Genomic DNA, 14,728 nt, shown 5'->3' on the forward strand with positions numbered 1-14,728 from the left:
CGTCAGCCCCGGCCGCCGCTCTTCTTGATGCCGTAGGCGTAGAACTGGGAGTTCAGGCCGTTGACGGGGTAGCCCGACAGCGACGAGGACGCCACGACGATCTGCGGGTAGAGGTAGAGCCAGTCGCTGGCCGCGTCGGCGGCGATCTGCTGGTTGACCTTCTTCAGCAGGGCCGTCTGCCCGTCGGCCGTGTCGGACTGCTCGGCCTGCTCGACCCACTTGGTGACCTGCGGGTTGTCGTAGCCCCAGTAGAAGTCGGGGTTGCCGTACCAGACCACGTCGCGGTCGTTGACGTGCTCCTGCAGCGTCGCCGCGAAGTCGCGGTTCTTGTAGACCTTGGTGTACCACTCGTCCGCCGTGATCACGTTGATGTTCACGGTGATCCCGACCTTCGCCAGTTCCGACTTCACGAACGTCGCGACGGTCGGGTGGGGGTCGTAGTTCGGCGTGTCGAGCGTGAAGGAGAAGCCGTTCCCGTAGCCCGCCTCGGCGAGCTCCTTCTTCGCCAGGTTGGGGTCGTACGGGTTGACCGTGGTGAGGTCCTCGTACCAGGGGTCGGTGGGCGGCACCATCGAGCCGATCAGCGTGCCGTACTTGCCCCAGATCGAGCTGAGCAGCTTCTTGTTGTCGATCGCCGAGGTGATCGCCTTGCGGACGAGCACCTTGTCGAACGGCGCCTTGCGGTCGTTGAACGCCAGCAGCAGCTTGGTCGTCGACTGGCCGTTGTTGACCTTGTAGTCCCCGCTGTTCTCGAAGTTCGCCAGCGCGTCGGGGCTCTGCTCGCTGGTCACGACGTCGACCGCCTTGGTCAGCAGGGCGTTGTTCAGCGCGGTCGCGTCGGTGAAGTAGTGGAACACGACCTGCTTGTTGGTCGCGGGGGTGCCCCAGTAGCCGGGGAAGCGCTCAAGGGTGAGCGAGGAGCCGCGCTTCCACGCCCCCAGCGTGTAGGGGCCGGTGCCGTCCTCGGTGGTCGTCAGGCTCTTGGCCTGGGAGTTGACGATCCACACGTAGCTGAGGTTGTAGACGAGCGAGATCGACTTGCTGGAGAGCTTCACCGTGACCGTGGAGTCGTCCGGCGTGTCGATGCTCTTGATCACACTGAGGCTGCTCTTGCGGGCCGACTGGGAGTCGGGGCCGGTGACCTTCTCGATGCTGTACTTGACGTCGGCCGAGGTGAGTGGCTTGCCCGAGTGGAACTTCACGCCGCTCCTCAGCGTGAACGTGTACGTGAGGCCGTCCTTGCTCACCGTGTGGTCCTTCGCCAGCAGGCTCTCGACCTTGCCGTCGTCGGTGAGCCGGAACAGCCCCTCGTAGACGTTGCCGTTGAACGCCTCCGTCGTGCCCTGTCCGCCCCCGGCCGTGTTGTCGAGGTTCTGCGGCTCGTAGAGCGACCCGATCTCGATCGTCGCGTCCGGGTCGTACGCCGCGGTCGCCCCGGCGCCGCCGGTGGAGCCGGAGGACCCCGCGGAGCCGGAGGACCCCGACCCGCACCCGGCGAGGGCGAGCGCGAGGACGAGTGCGGCGCCGATCAGCGACGTCGTCTTGCTGTTCACTGTTTCTCCTGGTCGGCGGCCATGCGGCCACCTGGTTGGTGCTGTGGGTGAGGCGGGGAGGGGAGGGGGGCGGGAGGGAAATCAGTACGGCCGGAAGCCGTCGCGGAAGACGGGGAGCTTCTCTCCCGCCTCGACGGGCACGTCCAGCCGGTTCCGCTGCGGGGGCAGCGGACAGTTGAAGAAGGGAGAGAAGGCGCACGGCGGCGCGAAGGCGCGGTTGAAGTCGAGGACGACGCGGCCGCCGGGCTCGGGCTCCACCGTCAGGAAGCGCCCGCCGCCGTACGTCGCCGAGCCGTTGGTGCGGTCGCCCACGACCAGGAGCAGCGTTCCCTCGTCGTCGAAGGCGGCCAGGTTGTACGGCGTGCCGTCGAGCGTGAAGGTGATGTCGCCGGGAACGACGTGGTCACGGGTGCCGCCGGCGTCCCGGGCGTGCTCGAAGGGCAGCAGGCGCGCATCGGACACCGGCGTGAAGACGGCCTCGATCACCCACTCGGGAGCGAACGGGAAGACGTCGATGGTCTCGAAGTGACGGACGGCGGGCGCGTCCGCGTCCCACAGCCGGATGCCGTGCTCGGGCTCGCCGGTCGCGATGTGGGGCCGCTCGATCCGCGTCGCCGTGACACTCGGCGGCCGGCCGGCGAGTGCCTCCTCCAGCGACTCCTCCTCGCCCGGGGCCGGCCACCGGGTTTCCACCAGGGCCAGGTTGCCCCGGGGGGCCCGCACGGAGGCCAGCCGCTCCGCCCGCCACGCGTCCCATCCGGCACGGGCGGCTTCGATCGTGGCTGCGGAGGCACGTGGAGACATGGCGGTAACGCTCGTTTCGGGTAAGATCAGCACCATTGGCGATGTTTGAGCATTACCCTACAGATTAGGTAGGATTTGCGCCAATCGATCACGTCACCGGGAAGTCGCCCGCGGGTCCCTCTCCCACTCCACGTACTGGCCGCTCTCGCCGAGCAGCGCGGTCGCCAGCCACAGGAACACCCCGAAGTCGTCCACCACGCCCAGGCCGAGGAGGAAGTCGGGGACCACGTCGATGGGCGACACGATGTACGCCACGGCCATGCCGAGCATGGCGATCTTGCCCTTGGTCAGGCCCGGGTAGTCGCCCTTCACCGCGGCGCGGAGCATCCGGGGCACGGCCCGCAGCCGGGCCCCGAGTCCCGGCGAGCCGGGCTTGGAGACCTCGCGGTAGGCGCGCCAGGTGGCCGCCGCACGTCCTGCCTTCACCATGAGGACACCTCCAGGGGGACACCTCTGCCCGCTTTGCCCTCTGGTTAACGTACGGCGGGGCCGCCCCGTTCCGTCAGGCGTTCGGCGCGAGCGCCCGTACGGCGTCCGCGAGCGGCAGGTCGCCGCCTGTCGAATCACGCACGGGCAGCGGGGCGAGCACGGGCGTGTCCAGCCCGGCGGCCACGTACTCCCGCACCCGGGCCCGGCAGGTCGCCGCGTCGCCGTGCACGACGAGGTCGTCCACCACCTCGTCCGGGATCGCCTTCAGCGCGGCCTTCCGGTCTCCGGCCGCCCACGCCTCCCGCATGGGCCGCAGCAGCTCTCCCCGGCCCAGCCACTCGTGGAACGCCGCGTACACCGGCACGGTGAGGTAGGCGGCCAGCAGTCTGCGGCCGATCTCGCGCGCCTTCGCCGCGTCCTCGGTCACCACGACGAACAGCCGCGCGATCAGCTCGGTCTCCGGCCCCAGCTCGGCCCGCACCTTCCGTACGTCCCCGGGCGACAGCCAGTTGGTGATGGCGCCGTCGGCCTCGCGGGCGGCCAGGCGGAGCATCCCGGGCCGCAGCGCGGCGAGCACGATCTTCGGCGGCGTCGCGGGGGCCTTCTCCAGCCGGAAGCCCTTCACGGCGAAGGTCTCGTAGCTCTCGGTGACCTTCTCCCCCGCCAGCGCGGGCCGCAGGAAACGCAGGGTGTCGCGGACCCGCGCGTACGGCTTGTCGAACTCGCCGGCGTTCCAGTTGCCCACGATCACGGGGGACGACGCGCCGATGCCCAGCACGAACCGGCCGGGGGCGAGGTCCGCCAGGGTGGCCGCCGACATGGCCAGCAGGGCCGGGCCGCGGGTGTAGACGGGGACGATCGCGGTGCCCAGGCGCAGGGACGGCGCCCACTCGGCCGCGAGGGCCAGCGGGACGAACCCGTCCGTGCCGCCCACCTCGGCCGACCACGCGTCGGTGTAGCCCAGCGCGGGCAACGCGGCGACGAGCTCCCTCGACTCGACCGGCGTCTGCCCGAAGAACGGAATCGTCATGCCCCAGCGGTCCACGGCCACCCCTTTCGGTTCGTGGCCTCACCATACCAACCGGACGGTATGGAGTCGGGGTCACGCCCGGAGTTCGTGCACCACCTCGATGACCTCCCTGGCCACGCCCCTGATGCCGGGCAGATGCGACAGGCCGACCAGCCGGTCGACGAGCGGGACGACCCGGTCGATCAGCCGGTAGGTGCGCGCGCAGCCGGGCGAGCTGTCGTGGACCCAGAACAACACGACCCCCATCCACAGCAGCCACAGCAGTTCGGGAAGCTCCTCGCGCAGTTCGTCGTCCATGCGCCCGGCCGATCCCTCGACCACCTCCCGGTAGAGCGCGATGGCCGACTCGCGGGCGGGCGCCGACTCGGCGCTGAACGGGCTCAGGGGGTTGCTGGGCTCCGCCGCGTGCTTGAAGAACTTCACCGCGAACTCGTGGTAGGGCTCGGAGATCCGCACCCACTCCCGCAGCACTCCTCCGAGCCGCCCGGCGAACGACCGCTCGGCGGCGAACACCTCACGGCACGCCGCCTCGTGCGTCTCCTGCGCCCGGTCGTAGTACGCCTGGATCAGCTGCTCTTTGGACCTGAAGTAGTAGTAGGCGTTGCCCACCGACACGCCCGCCTCCGCGGCGATGGCACGCATCGTGGTCGCCTCGTACCCCCGATCCCTGAACAGCCGGAGGGCCGTCTCGACGATCAGCTCCCGTGTCTTCTCGGCCACGCTCGTCACTGTACGGCTCGGGCCCTCATCCGGTCATGAACCGACAAGATGATCCACGGGTCGCGGCAAACCGCCTCGTGGCAGCGGGCCGACCGGCCGCCTCGTGTGGCATTGAAGACCTCAGCCCCCGTCGTCGATCGAGGAAACGAGGCACTTGGACGTCCGCGCGTCATGGCGGGGGCTGGCCGGCATCGGCACCGCCGTCCTGATCTCCCTGCCCATGCAGAACAACAGGAACCCCGTCCCGCCCCCGTCACCTCCGCCCGCGGCCGATCCCGGCGTCGAGGTGAAGGGTGAGGTCTCCCTTCCGCCGCTGCTGGCCGGCACGTTCGTCGCCACGGTGAAGACCTGGGACACCGCGGCGGCCGACGAGCGGATCGGCCACGCGCGGGCGTCCGGCCTGCTGCTCGACGCCGGGGTGCGGTGGAAGTCGAGCGGGGACTGCGACGACCGTCACCGGCCCTCCTGCACCTCGCTGGAGGCCATCCGGTATGGCACGCTGATGCGCACCATCGACCTGCGGCGGGCCAGCGGCTGCCCGGTGACGGTCACCGGCGGCACCGAGACCGGGCACGCCGGCGGCCGCTACAGCCACGGCAACGGCTACAAGGTGGACCTCGCCCACAACCGGTGCCTCGACGAGTACGTCAGGCGGACCTACCGCTACTGGCGCACGCGCGGGGACGGAGCCGCGCTGTATCGCCCGCCGTCGTCGGACCCGGACCCGGACCCGGACCCGGACCAGCCGGCCGGGCCCGACGCGTGGTTCGCCGTGTGGGCGGACGAGCCCACCCACTGGGACGTGCTGTTCAGGTGATCCTTACGCGAACTCGGTCGCGACCAGCGCGGCGATCTCGGCGGTGTTGAGCGCGGCGCCCTTGCGCAGGTTGTCGCCGCACAGGAACAGGTCGAGAGTGTTCGGGAAGTCGAGCGCCTGGCGGATCCGGCCGACGTAGGTCGGGTCGGTGCCCACGACGTCCGCCGGCGTGGGGAACACGCCGTTCGCGGGGTCGTCGAGCACCACGACGGTCGGCGCGGCGTCCAGGATCGCCCGGGCGCCCTCGACCGTGACCTCGCGCTCGAACGTCGCGTGGACGGCCAGCGAGTGGGTGGTCACCACCGGGACGCGGACGCAGGTCGCCGAGACCTTCAGGCCGGGGATGCCGAGGATCTTGCGCGACTCGTTGCGGACCTTCAGCTCCTCCGAGGTCCAGCCGCCGTCCTTGAGCGAGCCCGCCAGCGGCACCACGTTGAGCGCCAACGGGGCAGGGAACGGCGAGTCGGCCAGGTCGGGCACGGCCTTGCGCACGTCGCCCGCCACGGTGCCCATCGTCCGGTCGCCCGCGACGGCCTCGATCTCGGCGTACAGCCGCTCGGGCCCGGCCACCCCGGCGCCGGACACCGCCTGGTAGGAGGCGACGACCAGCTCGCGCAGGCCCCACTCGCGGTGCAGGGCGCCCATCGCGGCCATCATCGACAGCGTGGTGCAGTTGGGGTTCGAGATGATCCCCTTGGGCCGGTTGCGGGCCTGCTCGGGGTTGCACTCGGGCACCACGAGCGGCACGTCCGGGTCCATCCGGAAGGCGCCGGAGTTGTCCACGGCCACCGCGCCGCGCTCGGCGGCGATCGGCGCCCACTTGGCGGAGACCTCGTCAGGCACGTCGAACATCGCGATGTCGACGCCGTCGAACGCCTCCGGCGACAGCGCCTGGACGACGACGTCCTCGCCGCGCACGCTCAGCACCTTGCCCGCCGAGCGCGGCGAGGCGATCAGCCGGATCTCGCCGTACGCGTCGGACAGGTCGCGGCGGTTGGTCAGGATCTCGAGCATGACCGTGCCGACGGCACCGGTCGCGCCGACGACGGCGAGAGTGGGCTTGCGGCTCATCGTCCGGTACCTCCGTACACAACGGCCTCGACCTGGTCGGCGTCGAGGTCGAACGCGCGGTGGGCGGCGGCGACCGCGGTGTCCACCTCGTTCTGTCCCACGACGACGGAGATGCGGATCTCCGAGGTCGAGATCATCTCGATGTTCACCCCGGCGTCGGCCAGCGCGCCGAAGAACTTGGCGGTGACGCCCGGGTGCGAGCGCATGCCCGCGCCGATCAGGGAGACCTTGCCGATCTGGTCGTCGTACAGCAGCGACTCGAAGGCGACCTGGTTCTGGATCTTCTTCAGCGCCGTGAGGGCCGTCTGGCTGTCGTTGGCCGGGAGCGTGAAGGAGATGTCCGTTCGCCCGGTCGCCGCGGCCGACACGTTCTGCACGATCATGTCGATGTTGATCTCCGCGTCCGCCAGCGTGCGGAAGATGGCGGCGGCCTCGCCGACCTTGTCGGGCACCCCGACCACAGTGATCTTGGCCTCGCTCCGGTCGTGCGCGACCCCGGAGATGATGGGCTGCTCCACTTCGGTTCCTTCGCTGTAGGGGTCGGAGACGACCCAGGTGCCTTCCCTCGTGCTGAACGAGCTTCTGACGTGGATGGGCAGGTCGAACCTGCGGGCGTACTCCACGCAGCGCAGATGCAGGATCTTCGCCCCGCAGGCCGCCATCTCCATGGCCTCCTCGTAGGAGATCCGCGGGATCTGCCGTGCCGTACGGACGATGCGGGGATCGGCGGTGTAGATGCCGTCCACGTCGGTGTAGATCTCGCAGACGTCCGCGCCGAGCGCCGCCGCGAGAGCGACGGCCGTGGTGTCCGAACCACCCCGGCCCAGCGTCGTGATGTCCTTGCTGTCCTGGGAGACGCCCTGGAAGCCGGCCACGATCGCGATCTGGCCGGAGGCGACGGCCTCCTGGATGCGGCCGGGCGTCACGTCGATGATGCGCGCCTTGCCGTGCGTCGAGTCGGTGATGACACCGGCCTGCGAGCCGGTGAAGCTGCGCGCCTCGTGACCGAGGTTGGCGATCGCCATCGCGAGCAGCGCCATCGAGATCCGCTCACCCGAGGTCAGCAGCATGTCGAGCTCGCGGCCGGGCGGCAGCGGCGACACCTGCTGGGCCAGGTCGAGCAGCTCGTCGGTGGTGTCGCCCATCGCGGAGACCACCACCACGACGTCGTTGCCCGCTTTTTTCGTCGCGACGATCCGCTGGGCGACCCGCTTGATGCAGGACGCGTCGGCTACGGAGGAACCACCGTACTTTTGCACAACGAGCGCCACTGGAATCTCCAACGAATCAGGACGTGGAGCTCACAGTGTACTTGGACGCCCCAAACCGAGACCGGCACCGACCAGCATGTGGACGGTCAGACGGCCGTGCCCTCCTCGACCACGTCGAGCCGGGTGTGCGCGACCAGCGCCTGCAGGGCCCGCAGGGCCGCGCCGGCGTGATTGCCCCAGGTGTTGAAGTAGGAGTACTGCCACCACCACAGCGCCTCGAGCGGACGGCCCGCCCGGTAGTGCCGCAGCCCGTGGATGAGGTCGGCCGCCACCGCCGTGAGGTCGTCCGACAGCCGATAAGGGGTGACCACGGTGTCCTTGTAGGGGTCGAACACCTCGGCGTAGTCGTCCACCGGGCCGAGCCGGGCGGCGAGAGCCGTACGAAGGGGGTCGATGTCGGGGTCGTCGCTCAGCGCGGGCTCGACGTTGCCCTGCAGGATCACGTCCTGGGCGGCCCCGAGCTGGGTGCCCGCGAGGCTGACCTGGGCCACCTCCACCAGGAGCAGCGGCAGCGTCGCGTCGCCGCCCTCACCGCCCGCCAGGCGGGTGAGGCCGTCGATGAAGTTCTGCGCGTGTCCGGCGACGCGTGCGGCCAGGTCGTTCCACTCGTCAGACATCCAGCAGCCTCCGTCCTTCGAAAGCGCGGCCCAAGGTGACCTCGTCGGCGTACTCGAGATCACCGCCCACAGGCAGACCGCTGGCCAGTCGGGTCACTTTCAATCCCAGGGGCTTGACGAGCCTGGCCAGATAGGTGGCCGTCGCCTCGCCCTCCAGGTTCGGGTCGGTCGCGAGGATCAGCTCGGTCACCTGGCCGTCGGCCAGCCGGGTCATCAGCTCGCGAATCTTCAGGTCGTCCGGGCCGATGCCGTCGATCGGGCTGATCGCCCCGCCGAGCACGTGGTAGCGACCGCGGAACTCGCGGGTCCGCTCGATCGCCACCACGTCCTTCGACTCCTCGACCACGCAGATGACGTGCGGATCACGCCGCTGGTCCCGGCAGATCCGGCACTCCTCCTCCTCGGCCACGTTTCCGCACACGCGGCAGAAGCGCACCTTCTCCTTCACTTCGAGCAGCGCGTGCGCGAGCCGCTTGACGTCGGCCGGGTCGGCCGCGAGGAGATGGAACGCGATCCGCTGCGCGCTCTTGGGACCGACGCCGGGCAGCAGCCCGAGCTCGTCGATCAGGTTCTGGACGACCCCTTCGTACATGCTCTAGAACCCCGGCAGCTGGCCGCCGAGGCCGCCCCCGAGTCCCTGCGCGAGCGGGCCCAGCTTCTCCTGCTGCAGCTCCCCTGCGGCGCGTACGGCGTCCCGCACGGCGGCGAGCACGAGGTCCGCGATCGTCTGCGCGGTCTCCTCCGGGTCGCTCGCGTCGATGGCCAGCGGGCTGATCTCGAGCTCGAGAAGCTCGCCGCTGCCGTTCACGGTGGCGACGACCAGGCCGCCCCCGGCGCTGCCCTCGACCTCGGCGTCGCTGAGCTCCTGCTGCGCGGTGACGAGCTGCTGCTGCATCAGCTGAGCCTGCTCCAGCAACTGCTGGAGGTTGACATCCCCTGGATTCACGATGGTTGCGCTCCTCAGCGTCCAGCGACATGTTCGTCGCGACGAGCCTACGGCGTCCGCCCCGGTTTCCGCACCGGCGCGCGTGCGTGTTCCGCGCGGGTCTCCGGCCGGTCGCGGGTGGACGGACACCGGTTACCCCACCAGTCTCCGTCCATGCGGCGGCCGTCCCTCGGGCGGGGAAGGCGCTCAGGAGTGATCGATTTCCTCGATGATGCGGCCGCCCAGCTCACGCTGGATCAGGGCCATCCCGGAAAGCTCGCTGACGTCCGCGTCGTCGTCGTTGAGCGGGTCCACGTCGTCGTCCGGACGGGAGGCCCCGCCCGTACGGCCGGGCACCGTCTCCGGCCAGGCCTGCCGGGGGCCGGTCTGGGCAGCGGCCCGGGCCGCCGAGCGCGCCGCGGCCAGGCCCGGGCTCGGCGTGGATCGCGGAGCCGGGGACGGCGCGTCGTAGTCGTCGGACGGCGCGTCCGGCCACGACTCGTCGGTCGTCCCGGCGGGCGACACCGCGGGCGCGGCGGCCTTCCGCTCCGGAGCGGGCGCGGCCTTGGGAGCGGCCGAGGCCGGGGCGGGCGTGGCCCCCGCGGGCGGCATGGCAGGAGGAGCCGACGCGGCGGGCGCGGCCGGCGGAGCCGTGGGCGTGGGAGGCGGCGTGGGCGCCTGCGGGCCCGACGGGCCGCGGGTGGCGGGGCCGGCCGGGCCGGGGCCCGAGCCGCCGACCACGACCTCGACGCGCCAGGTGCCGCCGAGCACGTCGCCGAGCGCGGCGGCCACCACCTCGTCGCGCTTGCCCTTGAGGAAGCCCTGCACGTCGCCCGGCTTCTCGAAGCCGACGGTCACGACGTTGCCCTCGACGCCGAGCAGCCTGCCCTGGGCGTTGAGGATCATCCAGGCCACCCGCTGGCGGTTCTTGATCGCTTCGAGCACCTGCGGCCAGGCCTGCTGCACCGGCCCCCCGCCCACGGCGGGCGCCTGTGCCTGCTGCGCCTGCGGGGGCGGCGGCGCCGCCCCCGAGCCGGGCCGTACGGGGGTGGGCCAGTCGTCGGCGCTCCGCTCGGCCGCCGGGGCGGCCTGAACCTGCGGGGCCTGAGCCTGCGGGGCCTGAACCTGCGGGGCCGGAGCGGCGGGCGCGGGCTGGGGAACTGCGTGAGCCTGAGGAACAGTGGGAGCCTGCGGCGCGGCGGTGTGGGTCCCGGCCGCGACGCCGCGCTCCAGCCGCTCGAGCCGGGTCAGCAGCGCGGCCTCGCCCTGGTCGGCCCCGGGCAGCAGCACGCGGGCGCACATCAGTTCCAGCAGCAGGCGGGGGGAGGTCGCGCCGCGCATCTCGGTCAGCCCGGCGTTGAACACCTCGGCCGCCCGGGTCAGCTCGGCCGGGCCCATGGACGCCGCCTGCGCCTGGAGACGCTCCAGTTCGTCGGCCGGCCGGTCGAGCAGGCCGCTGCCCGCGGCCTCGGGGACGTTGGAGAGGATCACCAGGTCGCGGAAGCGTTCGAGCAGGTCCGTGGCGAAGCGGCGGGGGTCGTGGCCACCCTCGATCACCCGGTGCACCGCCTGGAACACGGCGGCGCCGTCCCGCTTGGCGAACGCGTCGACCACCTCGTCCAGCAGGTCGCCGTCGGTGTAGCCGAGCAGGGACACCGCCCGCTGGTAGGTGATGCCGGACTCGTCGGCGCCCGCGAGAAGCTGGTCGAGGATCGACAGGGTGTCCCGGGCCGATCCCGCGCCCGCCCGTACGACCAGCGGTAACGCGGCCGGCTCGTACGGCACGGACTCGGAGTCGAGGATCTCCTCCATGAGCCGGCGCAGGGTCGCGGGCGGCATCAGCCGGAAGGGGTAGTGGTGGGTGCGGGACTTGATCGTCCCGATGACCTTCTCCGGCTCGGTGGTGGCGAAGACGAACTTGAGGTGCGGCGGCGGCTCCTCCACCAGCTTCAGCAGCGCGTTGAAGCCCTCACGGGTGACCATGTGGGCCTCGTCGATGATGTAGATCTTGTAGCGCGCGGAGACGGGGGCGAAGAAGGCCCGCTCCCGCAGATCGCGGGCGTCGTCCACGCCGCCGTGCGACGCGGCGTCGATCTCGATGACGTCGAGGTGGCCCGGCCCGGTGGGGGCCAGCGCGACGCAGGACTCGCACTCCCCGCAGGGGTCGGGCGTCGGGCCCTTCTCGCAGTTGAGGGACCGGGCGAGGATGCGGGCGCTGGAGGTCTTGCCGCAGCCGCGCGGGCCGCTGAAGAGATAGGCGTGGTGGATCCGGCCGCTGCGCAACGCCTGGCGCAACGGGTCGGTGACGTGCTCCTGCCCCTTGACCTCGGCGAATGTCCCGGGCCTGTACTTGCGGTACAGCGCAAGACTCATGCCGCCTCCTCGGAGGGTCGACCCGGCCGGCGTACCCGCTAACTGAGAGACCCCTCGCACACCCGCCAGAGCCCGCTTATCCTTGCTGCCTTCCGGCCCTGGGGAGGTTCACAGGATGACGCCGCGCGAGGGGTCCGCAGGACAGTCTAGCCACTCGACGGGTGTGCGCGGGCCGCTGTGACAACACGTCGAAACCACAGCGGAAAGTGAGCTAAGCTGTCCGACGGAGGATTCGCCTAGTTGGCCTAGGGCGCACGCTTGGAAAGCGTGTTGGGGGCAACCCCTCAGGAGTTCGAATCTCCTATCCTCCGCGCATGGTTGAGCAGCAAGAACGCGAAAGGCCCGGTCCATCCAGCCGGGCCTTTCGCGCGTCTAGGGTCTCAGTTTTGGTCTCAGTTGACCTCTGGAGAGGCTTCCTCGGGGCCGTCCGTGGACTCCCACAGCAGCCCGTCAACCTGCTGCGCTACGGTGTGCCGGATGGTGTCGGTGACGTGCTGGTAGCGGCGGGCCATACCCGTGCTCGACCAGCCCATGATGGCCATGACGGTACGTTCCGGGACTCCCAGGATCAGGAGCACCGTCGCGGCCGTGTGCCGCCACCGTCCAGCGCTGCTGTCCCGGCTGGCGGACTGTGCCGCTGTCCCGCTCCTTCTCAAGTGCGCGGACCTTCCGGATCACCTCGGCTTCGGTCTTGGCCTTGACGTGGCGGCGGTCCGGGCGCCCGTCGTCCTTGACGCCCACGGACACGCGGCCGTGCCAGTAACCGTCTTTACCCAGGTAGATGCTTGACGCACCGTTCGGCCTACGGCCCCCCATTCAGCCCTCCCCCTCGGTGATCAGCCTGGTCACGTACTCCTGAAGGCATTCGGTGGGGACGCGCCGGAGCCGTCCGACATAAACGGCCCTGACGGTCCCGCTCCTCATGAGGTCGTACATCCGGGTACAGCCGATTCGGAGCCTTCTCGCCGCTTCCTCCACCGTCAGGAGAAGGGGCGTGTCGGCCGTCTCCTCGTGCGAGTCGAGCCGGACCCTGTCCGGCGCTGTCGTGGTCATGACAGGGCGTTCTCCTCATCAGCGGTGACAGGCAGGGGGACAGCGGGGACGCCCGGCAGAGTCGGGTGTCCCTCGTGATCGCGTGCGTTGGTGCTGGTCATGCCGGGCCCGGGGACACCAGGGACGGCGGGGACGCTCGTCCCCGGAAGCCGGTAGCGCCCGGCGGCGTCCACGCAGAGCTGGCCGTCGCTGGCCATGCGCTGGCAGGTCTTCTTGACGTTGTCGTAGCCGAGCCCGATGGCGTCTGCGATGGCCTTGGGTGTGTCGCCGGGGTTGGCGCGGACGTGCCGCAGGATGGCGGCGCGGGTGTCGGACAGGGTGTGGTCTTCGGGCAGGCCGTCGAGGAGGTGCCAGATGCCGGCGGCGGGCTGGAAGCTCATGGCGTACTCGGCTTCTTCCACGTCGCGCCCGGTGACGTGCAGCATGCCGTCCGCGGTTCCTCGGGCGCGTTTGAGCACGAGCGTGGCGTCGGCGGCAGCGGCCAGGCCGTTGGTGCCGGAGACCTCGGCCAGGAAGTCGTCAGAGCCCATCTTGCGGACGTGATGCACAAGCACCACGGCCACGCCGTAGCTGTCGGCGAGGCGCTTGGCGCGGCCCATCGCGGCGTAGTCCGCATCGTAGGCTGACAGGCCCGGCGCGGTGGTTCCGCGTACCTTGGCGAACACGTCGATGACGACCATGCGCGCGCCGGGGTTGCGCTCCAGCCACCGGGCGATGGCCTCTTCCCCGCCCTGCGGGAGTGTCGGGCACGAGGTGGCCAGGGTCAGGTCACGCGGTGCGGGGTTGTTGTTCAGGATCTTGCGCATGCGGGACTGGAGACGGCGCGGGGTGTCTTCCAGCGCGAGGTAGAGCACCGGCCCGGGCTCGACCGGGATGGCCTCCAGCGCCTTCCCGCCGCCTGCTACGGCGATGGCCGTTGCCAGGGACAGCCAGGACTTGCCGACCTTCGGTGGCCCGGCAAGCAGGTTGCGCCCTTCGGCGATGACGCCGGGAACAGCCCACCGGGTTTCGGGGAAGGTCATGGCCATCAGCTCGTCAGCGGTCCACGAGGTGCGGAACGGCGCGGACGTGCCAGGCGGGGCGCCGGGCACGTGGACGGCATCACCGGCGACCAGGCGCAGGTGGGCAGGACGCTCGCCGTTCATGCGGCGACCGTTCGCGGGCGGCGGGCACCGGCCTGAAGCCCTGACGCGATGGTGCGGGTCGCTTCGCCGTAGGGCTGGCCGACCTGCTGGGCGGCATCGGTGAGCCAGGCGGTCACGTCGGCCTCGGCCAGCTCGCCACCGGCCACGAGCTGGCCCAGCGCCACGGACGCCCGGTAAAGCGCGATGTTGTGGCCGTGGGGCGGTGAGCTGGTGACCCGCTCAAGCTCGGCCAGCACGGCGGCCCGAAGGTAGGAACCGCGCCGGTCGCTGGCGACCAGCGGCACCGTGACCGGGCGCTGTGGCGGCAGCGGCGCAGGGGTGAGCCGTTCGGCCAGCCAGCCGGGCAGGGGCGCGGCCGGGCAGGGGTTGATGACCTCGTAGGTTCCCGTGCCGCCGGGCAGGTCCACGATGCTGCCGGGGCCGACGACGTAGCCACCGGATGCGCGGGTGTCGATCAGCCAGCCGAGCCCGCCACGCGCGCCTTGGGTGTTGCCCAGGACCGGCCCATCGGTCGGGGCGGTGAAGTACAGGTGCAGGCCGCCGCGTCCGGTGCGGACGGTGAAGGTGTCGAACGGCAAAGGCTGTCCGGCTTGCTCGCACAGCACGGCCAGCACGTCGGCGCCGTCGTTGACGCCGGGCAGGTCGAACGGCGGGGGCGATGTCTCGCCGTTCTTCGGCGTGTCGAGATCGACCACCACGAGGCGGGAGGGGCCGGTGGCAATGCCGACGTTGTACGGCTGGCGTGCCCACAACCGGCGGATGGCCTCGGGGCGGTGGTGTTGTGTTCCTTCCACGGCCAGCCCTTGAGCGGAACCTTGCCGCGCGGGGTGAGCGGGAAGACGTGCCAGCCGCGGGCGGCGGCGGCCAGCGCGTAGCGGGTGCGATCGGCGGTCATCGAGAGCCTCCGTTCAGCGGCAGGG

16 protein-coding genes, 1 tRNA gene, 1 other RNA gene and 1 pseudogene are annotated in these 14,728 nt (G+C 71.0%); 2 read left to right on the forward strand and 17 right to left on the reverse strand.

Annotated elements, in window-relative coordinates:
• Window positions 1-2 precede the first annotated feature (2 nt).
• The 5 genes from ABZ857_RS12835 to ABZ857_RS12855 form a co-directional block, all read right to left on the reverse strand.
• Window positions 3-1,553, reverse strand: coding sequence for an ABC transporter substrate-binding protein (locus tag ABZ857_RS12835; RefSeq protein WP_357042032.1), 1,551 nt, complete (start codon window positions 1,551-1,553; stop codon window positions 3-5).
• An 81-nt stretch (window positions 1,554-1,634) separates the two neighbouring features.
• Window positions 1,635-2,357 (reverse strand): DUF1684 domain-containing protein, encoded by a 723-nt coding sequence (locus tag ABZ857_RS12840; protein WP_357042035.1) that lies wholly within the window; start codon window positions 2,355-2,357, stop codon window positions 1,635-1,637.
• A gap of 93 nt (window positions 2,358-2,450) precedes the next feature.
• A complete protein-coding gene (locus ABZ857_RS12845) occupies window positions 2,451-2,786 on the reverse strand; it encodes a YkvA family protein (RefSeq protein ID WP_357042038.1) in 336 nt (111 codons plus the stop codon).
• A gap of 73 nt (window positions 2,787-2,859) precedes the next feature.
• The gene (locus ABZ857_RS12850) at window positions 2,860-3,816 is read right to left on the reverse strand and encodes an LLM class F420-dependent oxidoreductase (protein ID WP_357042545.1); all 957 of its coding nucleotides are present in this window, start codon (window positions 3,814-3,816) and stop codon (window positions 2,860-2,862) included.
• 72 nt (window positions 3,817-3,888) lie between these two features.
• Entirely contained in the window at window positions 3,889-4,536 is a 648-nt protein-coding gene (locus tag ABZ857_RS12855; protein ID WP_357042040.1) for a TetR family transcriptional regulator, read from the reverse strand.
• 154 nt (window positions 4,537-4,690) lie between these two features.
• On the opposite strand from ABZ857_RS12855, the gene ABZ857_RS12860 reads away from it, so the two are divergent.
• The gene (locus ABZ857_RS12860; protein WP_357042041.1) at window positions 4,691-5,353 is read left to right on the forward strand and encodes a hypothetical protein; all 663 of its coding nucleotides are present in this window, start codon (window positions 4,691-4,693) and stop codon (window positions 5,351-5,353) included.
• Window positions 5,354-5,356: 3 nt separating this feature from the next.
• Here ABZ857_RS12860 and ABZ857_RS12865 read toward each other — a convergent pair whose 3' ends face one another.
• The 7 genes from ABZ857_RS12865 to ffs all read right to left on the reverse strand — a co-directional run bounded on the left by ABZ857_RS12865 (window position 5,357) and on the right by ffs (window position 11,748).
• The gene (locus tag ABZ857_RS12865) at window positions 5,357-6,424 is read right to left on the reverse strand and encodes an aspartate-semialdehyde dehydrogenase (protein ID WP_357042044.1); all 1,068 of its coding nucleotides are present in this window, start codon (window positions 6,422-6,424) and stop codon (window positions 5,357-5,359) included.
• Window positions 6,421-7,695 carry an aspartate kinase gene (locus ABZ857_RS12870; RefSeq protein WP_142652216.1) on the reverse strand — a complete coding sequence of 425 codons (1,275 nt, stop codon included), beginning with the start codon at window positions 7,693-7,695 and terminating at the stop codon, window positions 6,421-6,423. Before ABZ857_RS12870 ends, ABZ857_RS12865 begins: the two co-directional genes overlap by 4 nt.
• Window positions 7,696-7,781: 86 nt before the next feature.
• A complete protein-coding gene (locus ABZ857_RS12875; RefSeq protein ID WP_346223673.1) occupies window positions 7,782-8,312 on the reverse strand; it encodes a DUF5063 domain-containing protein in 531 nt (176 codons plus the stop codon).
• Window positions 8,305-8,904, reverse strand: a complete 600-nt coding sequence (recR, locus tag ABZ857_RS12880; protein WP_357042049.1) for a recombination mediator RecR — start codon at window positions 8,902-8,904, stop codon at window positions 8,305-8,307. The genes ABZ857_RS12875 and recR overlap by 8 nt, the downstream gene beginning before the upstream one ends.
• Window positions 8,905-8,907: 3 nt before the next feature.
• Window positions 8,908-9,258, reverse strand: coding sequence for a YbaB/EbfC family nucleoid-associated protein (locus tag ABZ857_RS12885; RefSeq protein WP_079320096.1), 351 nt, complete (start codon window positions 9,256-9,258; stop codon window positions 8,908-8,910).
• Window positions 9,259-9,444: 186 nt separating this feature from the next.
• On the reverse strand, window positions 9,445-11,610 hold the full coding sequence (locus ABZ857_RS12890; protein WP_357042052.1) for a DNA polymerase III subunit gamma and tau: 2,166 nt from the start codon (window positions 11,608-11,610) through the stop codon (window positions 9,445-9,447).
• 42 nt (window positions 11,611-11,652) lie between these two features.
• Window positions 11,653-11,748: signal recognition particle sRNA small type (gene ffs / locus ABZ857_RS12895), an RNA gene on the reverse strand.
• Window positions 11,749-11,835: 87 nt separating this feature from the next.
• Between ffs and ABZ857_RS12900 the strand changes: the two genes are divergently transcribed.
• Window positions 11,836-11,921: transfer RNA gene (locus tag ABZ857_RS12900), tRNA-Ser, on the forward strand.
• Window positions 11,922-12,002: 81 nt separating this feature from the next.
• Here ABZ857_RS12900 and ABZ857_RS12905 read toward each other — a convergent pair.
• The 5 genes and pseudogenes from ABZ857_RS12905 to ABZ857_RS12925 form a co-directional block, all read right to left on the reverse strand.
• Entirely contained in the window at window positions 12,003-12,152 is a 150-nt protein-coding gene (locus ABZ857_RS12905; RefSeq protein ID WP_357042577.1) for a hypothetical protein, read from the reverse strand.
• A 274-nt stretch (window positions 12,153-12,426) separates the two neighbouring features.
• Complete coding sequence (locus ABZ857_RS12910; protein ID WP_357042055.1) at window positions 12,427-12,663, reverse strand: helix-turn-helix domain-containing protein; 237 nt, start codon at window positions 12,661-12,663, stop codon at window positions 12,427-12,429.
• The gene (locus ABZ857_RS12915) at window positions 12,660-13,808 is read right to left on the reverse strand and encodes an AAA family ATPase (protein WP_357042058.1); all 1,149 of its coding nucleotides are present in this window, start codon (window positions 13,806-13,808) and stop codon (window positions 12,660-12,662) included. The genes ABZ857_RS12910 and ABZ857_RS12915 overlap by 4 nt, the downstream gene beginning before the upstream one ends.
• On the reverse strand, window positions 13,805-14,656 hold the full coding sequence (locus ABZ857_RS12920) for a bifunctional DNA primase/polymerase (RefSeq protein WP_357042548.1): 852 nt from the start codon (window positions 14,654-14,656) through the stop codon (window positions 13,805-13,807). The genes ABZ857_RS12915 and ABZ857_RS12920 overlap by 4 nt, the downstream gene beginning before the upstream one ends.
• Window positions 14,620-14,703: pseudogene (locus ABZ857_RS12925) on the reverse strand (hypothetical protein); the annotation flags it as partial. The gene ABZ857_RS12920 and the pseudogene ABZ857_RS12925, both read right to left, overlap by 37 nt.
• Window positions 14,704-14,728: the final 25 nt, after the last annotated feature.

The organism is Microbispora sp. NPDC046933 (genome assembly GCF_040644635.1).
Classification (GTDB): Bacteria; Actinomycetota; Actinomycetes; order Streptosporangiales; family Streptosporangiaceae; genus Microbispora.

Excerpts from the sequence above, each read along its gene's own strand:
- ABZ857_RS12910 (WP_357042055.1), bottom strand. The coding sequence starts at position 12,663 with ATGACCACGACAGCGCCGGACAGGGTCCGGCTCGACTCGCACGAGGAG.
- ABZ857_RS12915 (WP_357042058.1), bottom strand. The coding sequence starts at position 13,808 with ATGAACGGCGAGCGTCCTGCCCACCTGCGCCTGGTCGCCGGTGATGCC.
- ABZ857_RS12845 (WP_357042038.1), bottom strand. The coding sequence starts at position 2,786 with ATGGTGAAGGCAGGACGTGCGGCGGCCACCTGGCGCGCCTACCGCGAG.
- ABZ857_RS12875 (WP_346223673.1), bottom strand. The coding sequence starts at position 8,312 with ATGTCTGACGAGTGGAACGACCTGGCCGCACGCGTCGCCGGACACGCG.
- recR (WP_357042049.1), bottom strand. The coding sequence starts at position 8,904 with ATGTACGAAGGGGTCGTCCAGAACCTGATCGACGAGCTCGGGCTGCTG.
- ABZ857_RS12840 (WP_357042035.1), bottom strand. The coding sequence starts at position 2,357 with ATGTCTCCACGTGCCTCCGCAGCCACGATCGAAGCCGCCCGTGCCGGA.
- ABZ857_RS12890 (WP_357042052.1), bottom strand. The coding sequence starts at position 11,610 with ATGAGTCTTGCGCTGTACCGCAAGTACAGGCCCGGGACATTCGCCGAG.
- ABZ857_RS12865 (WP_357042044.1), bottom strand. The coding sequence starts at position 6,424 with ATGAGCCGCAAGCCCACTCTCGCCGTCGTCGGCGCGACCGGTGCCGTC.
- ABZ857_RS12850 (WP_357042545.1), bottom strand. The coding sequence starts at position 3,816 with ATGACGATTCCGTTCTTCGGGCAGACGCCGGTCGAGTCGAGGGAGCTC.
- ABZ857_RS12905 (WP_357042577.1), bottom strand. The coding sequence starts at position 12,152 with ATGGCCATCATGGGCTGGTCGAGCACGGGTATGGCCCGCCGCTACCAG.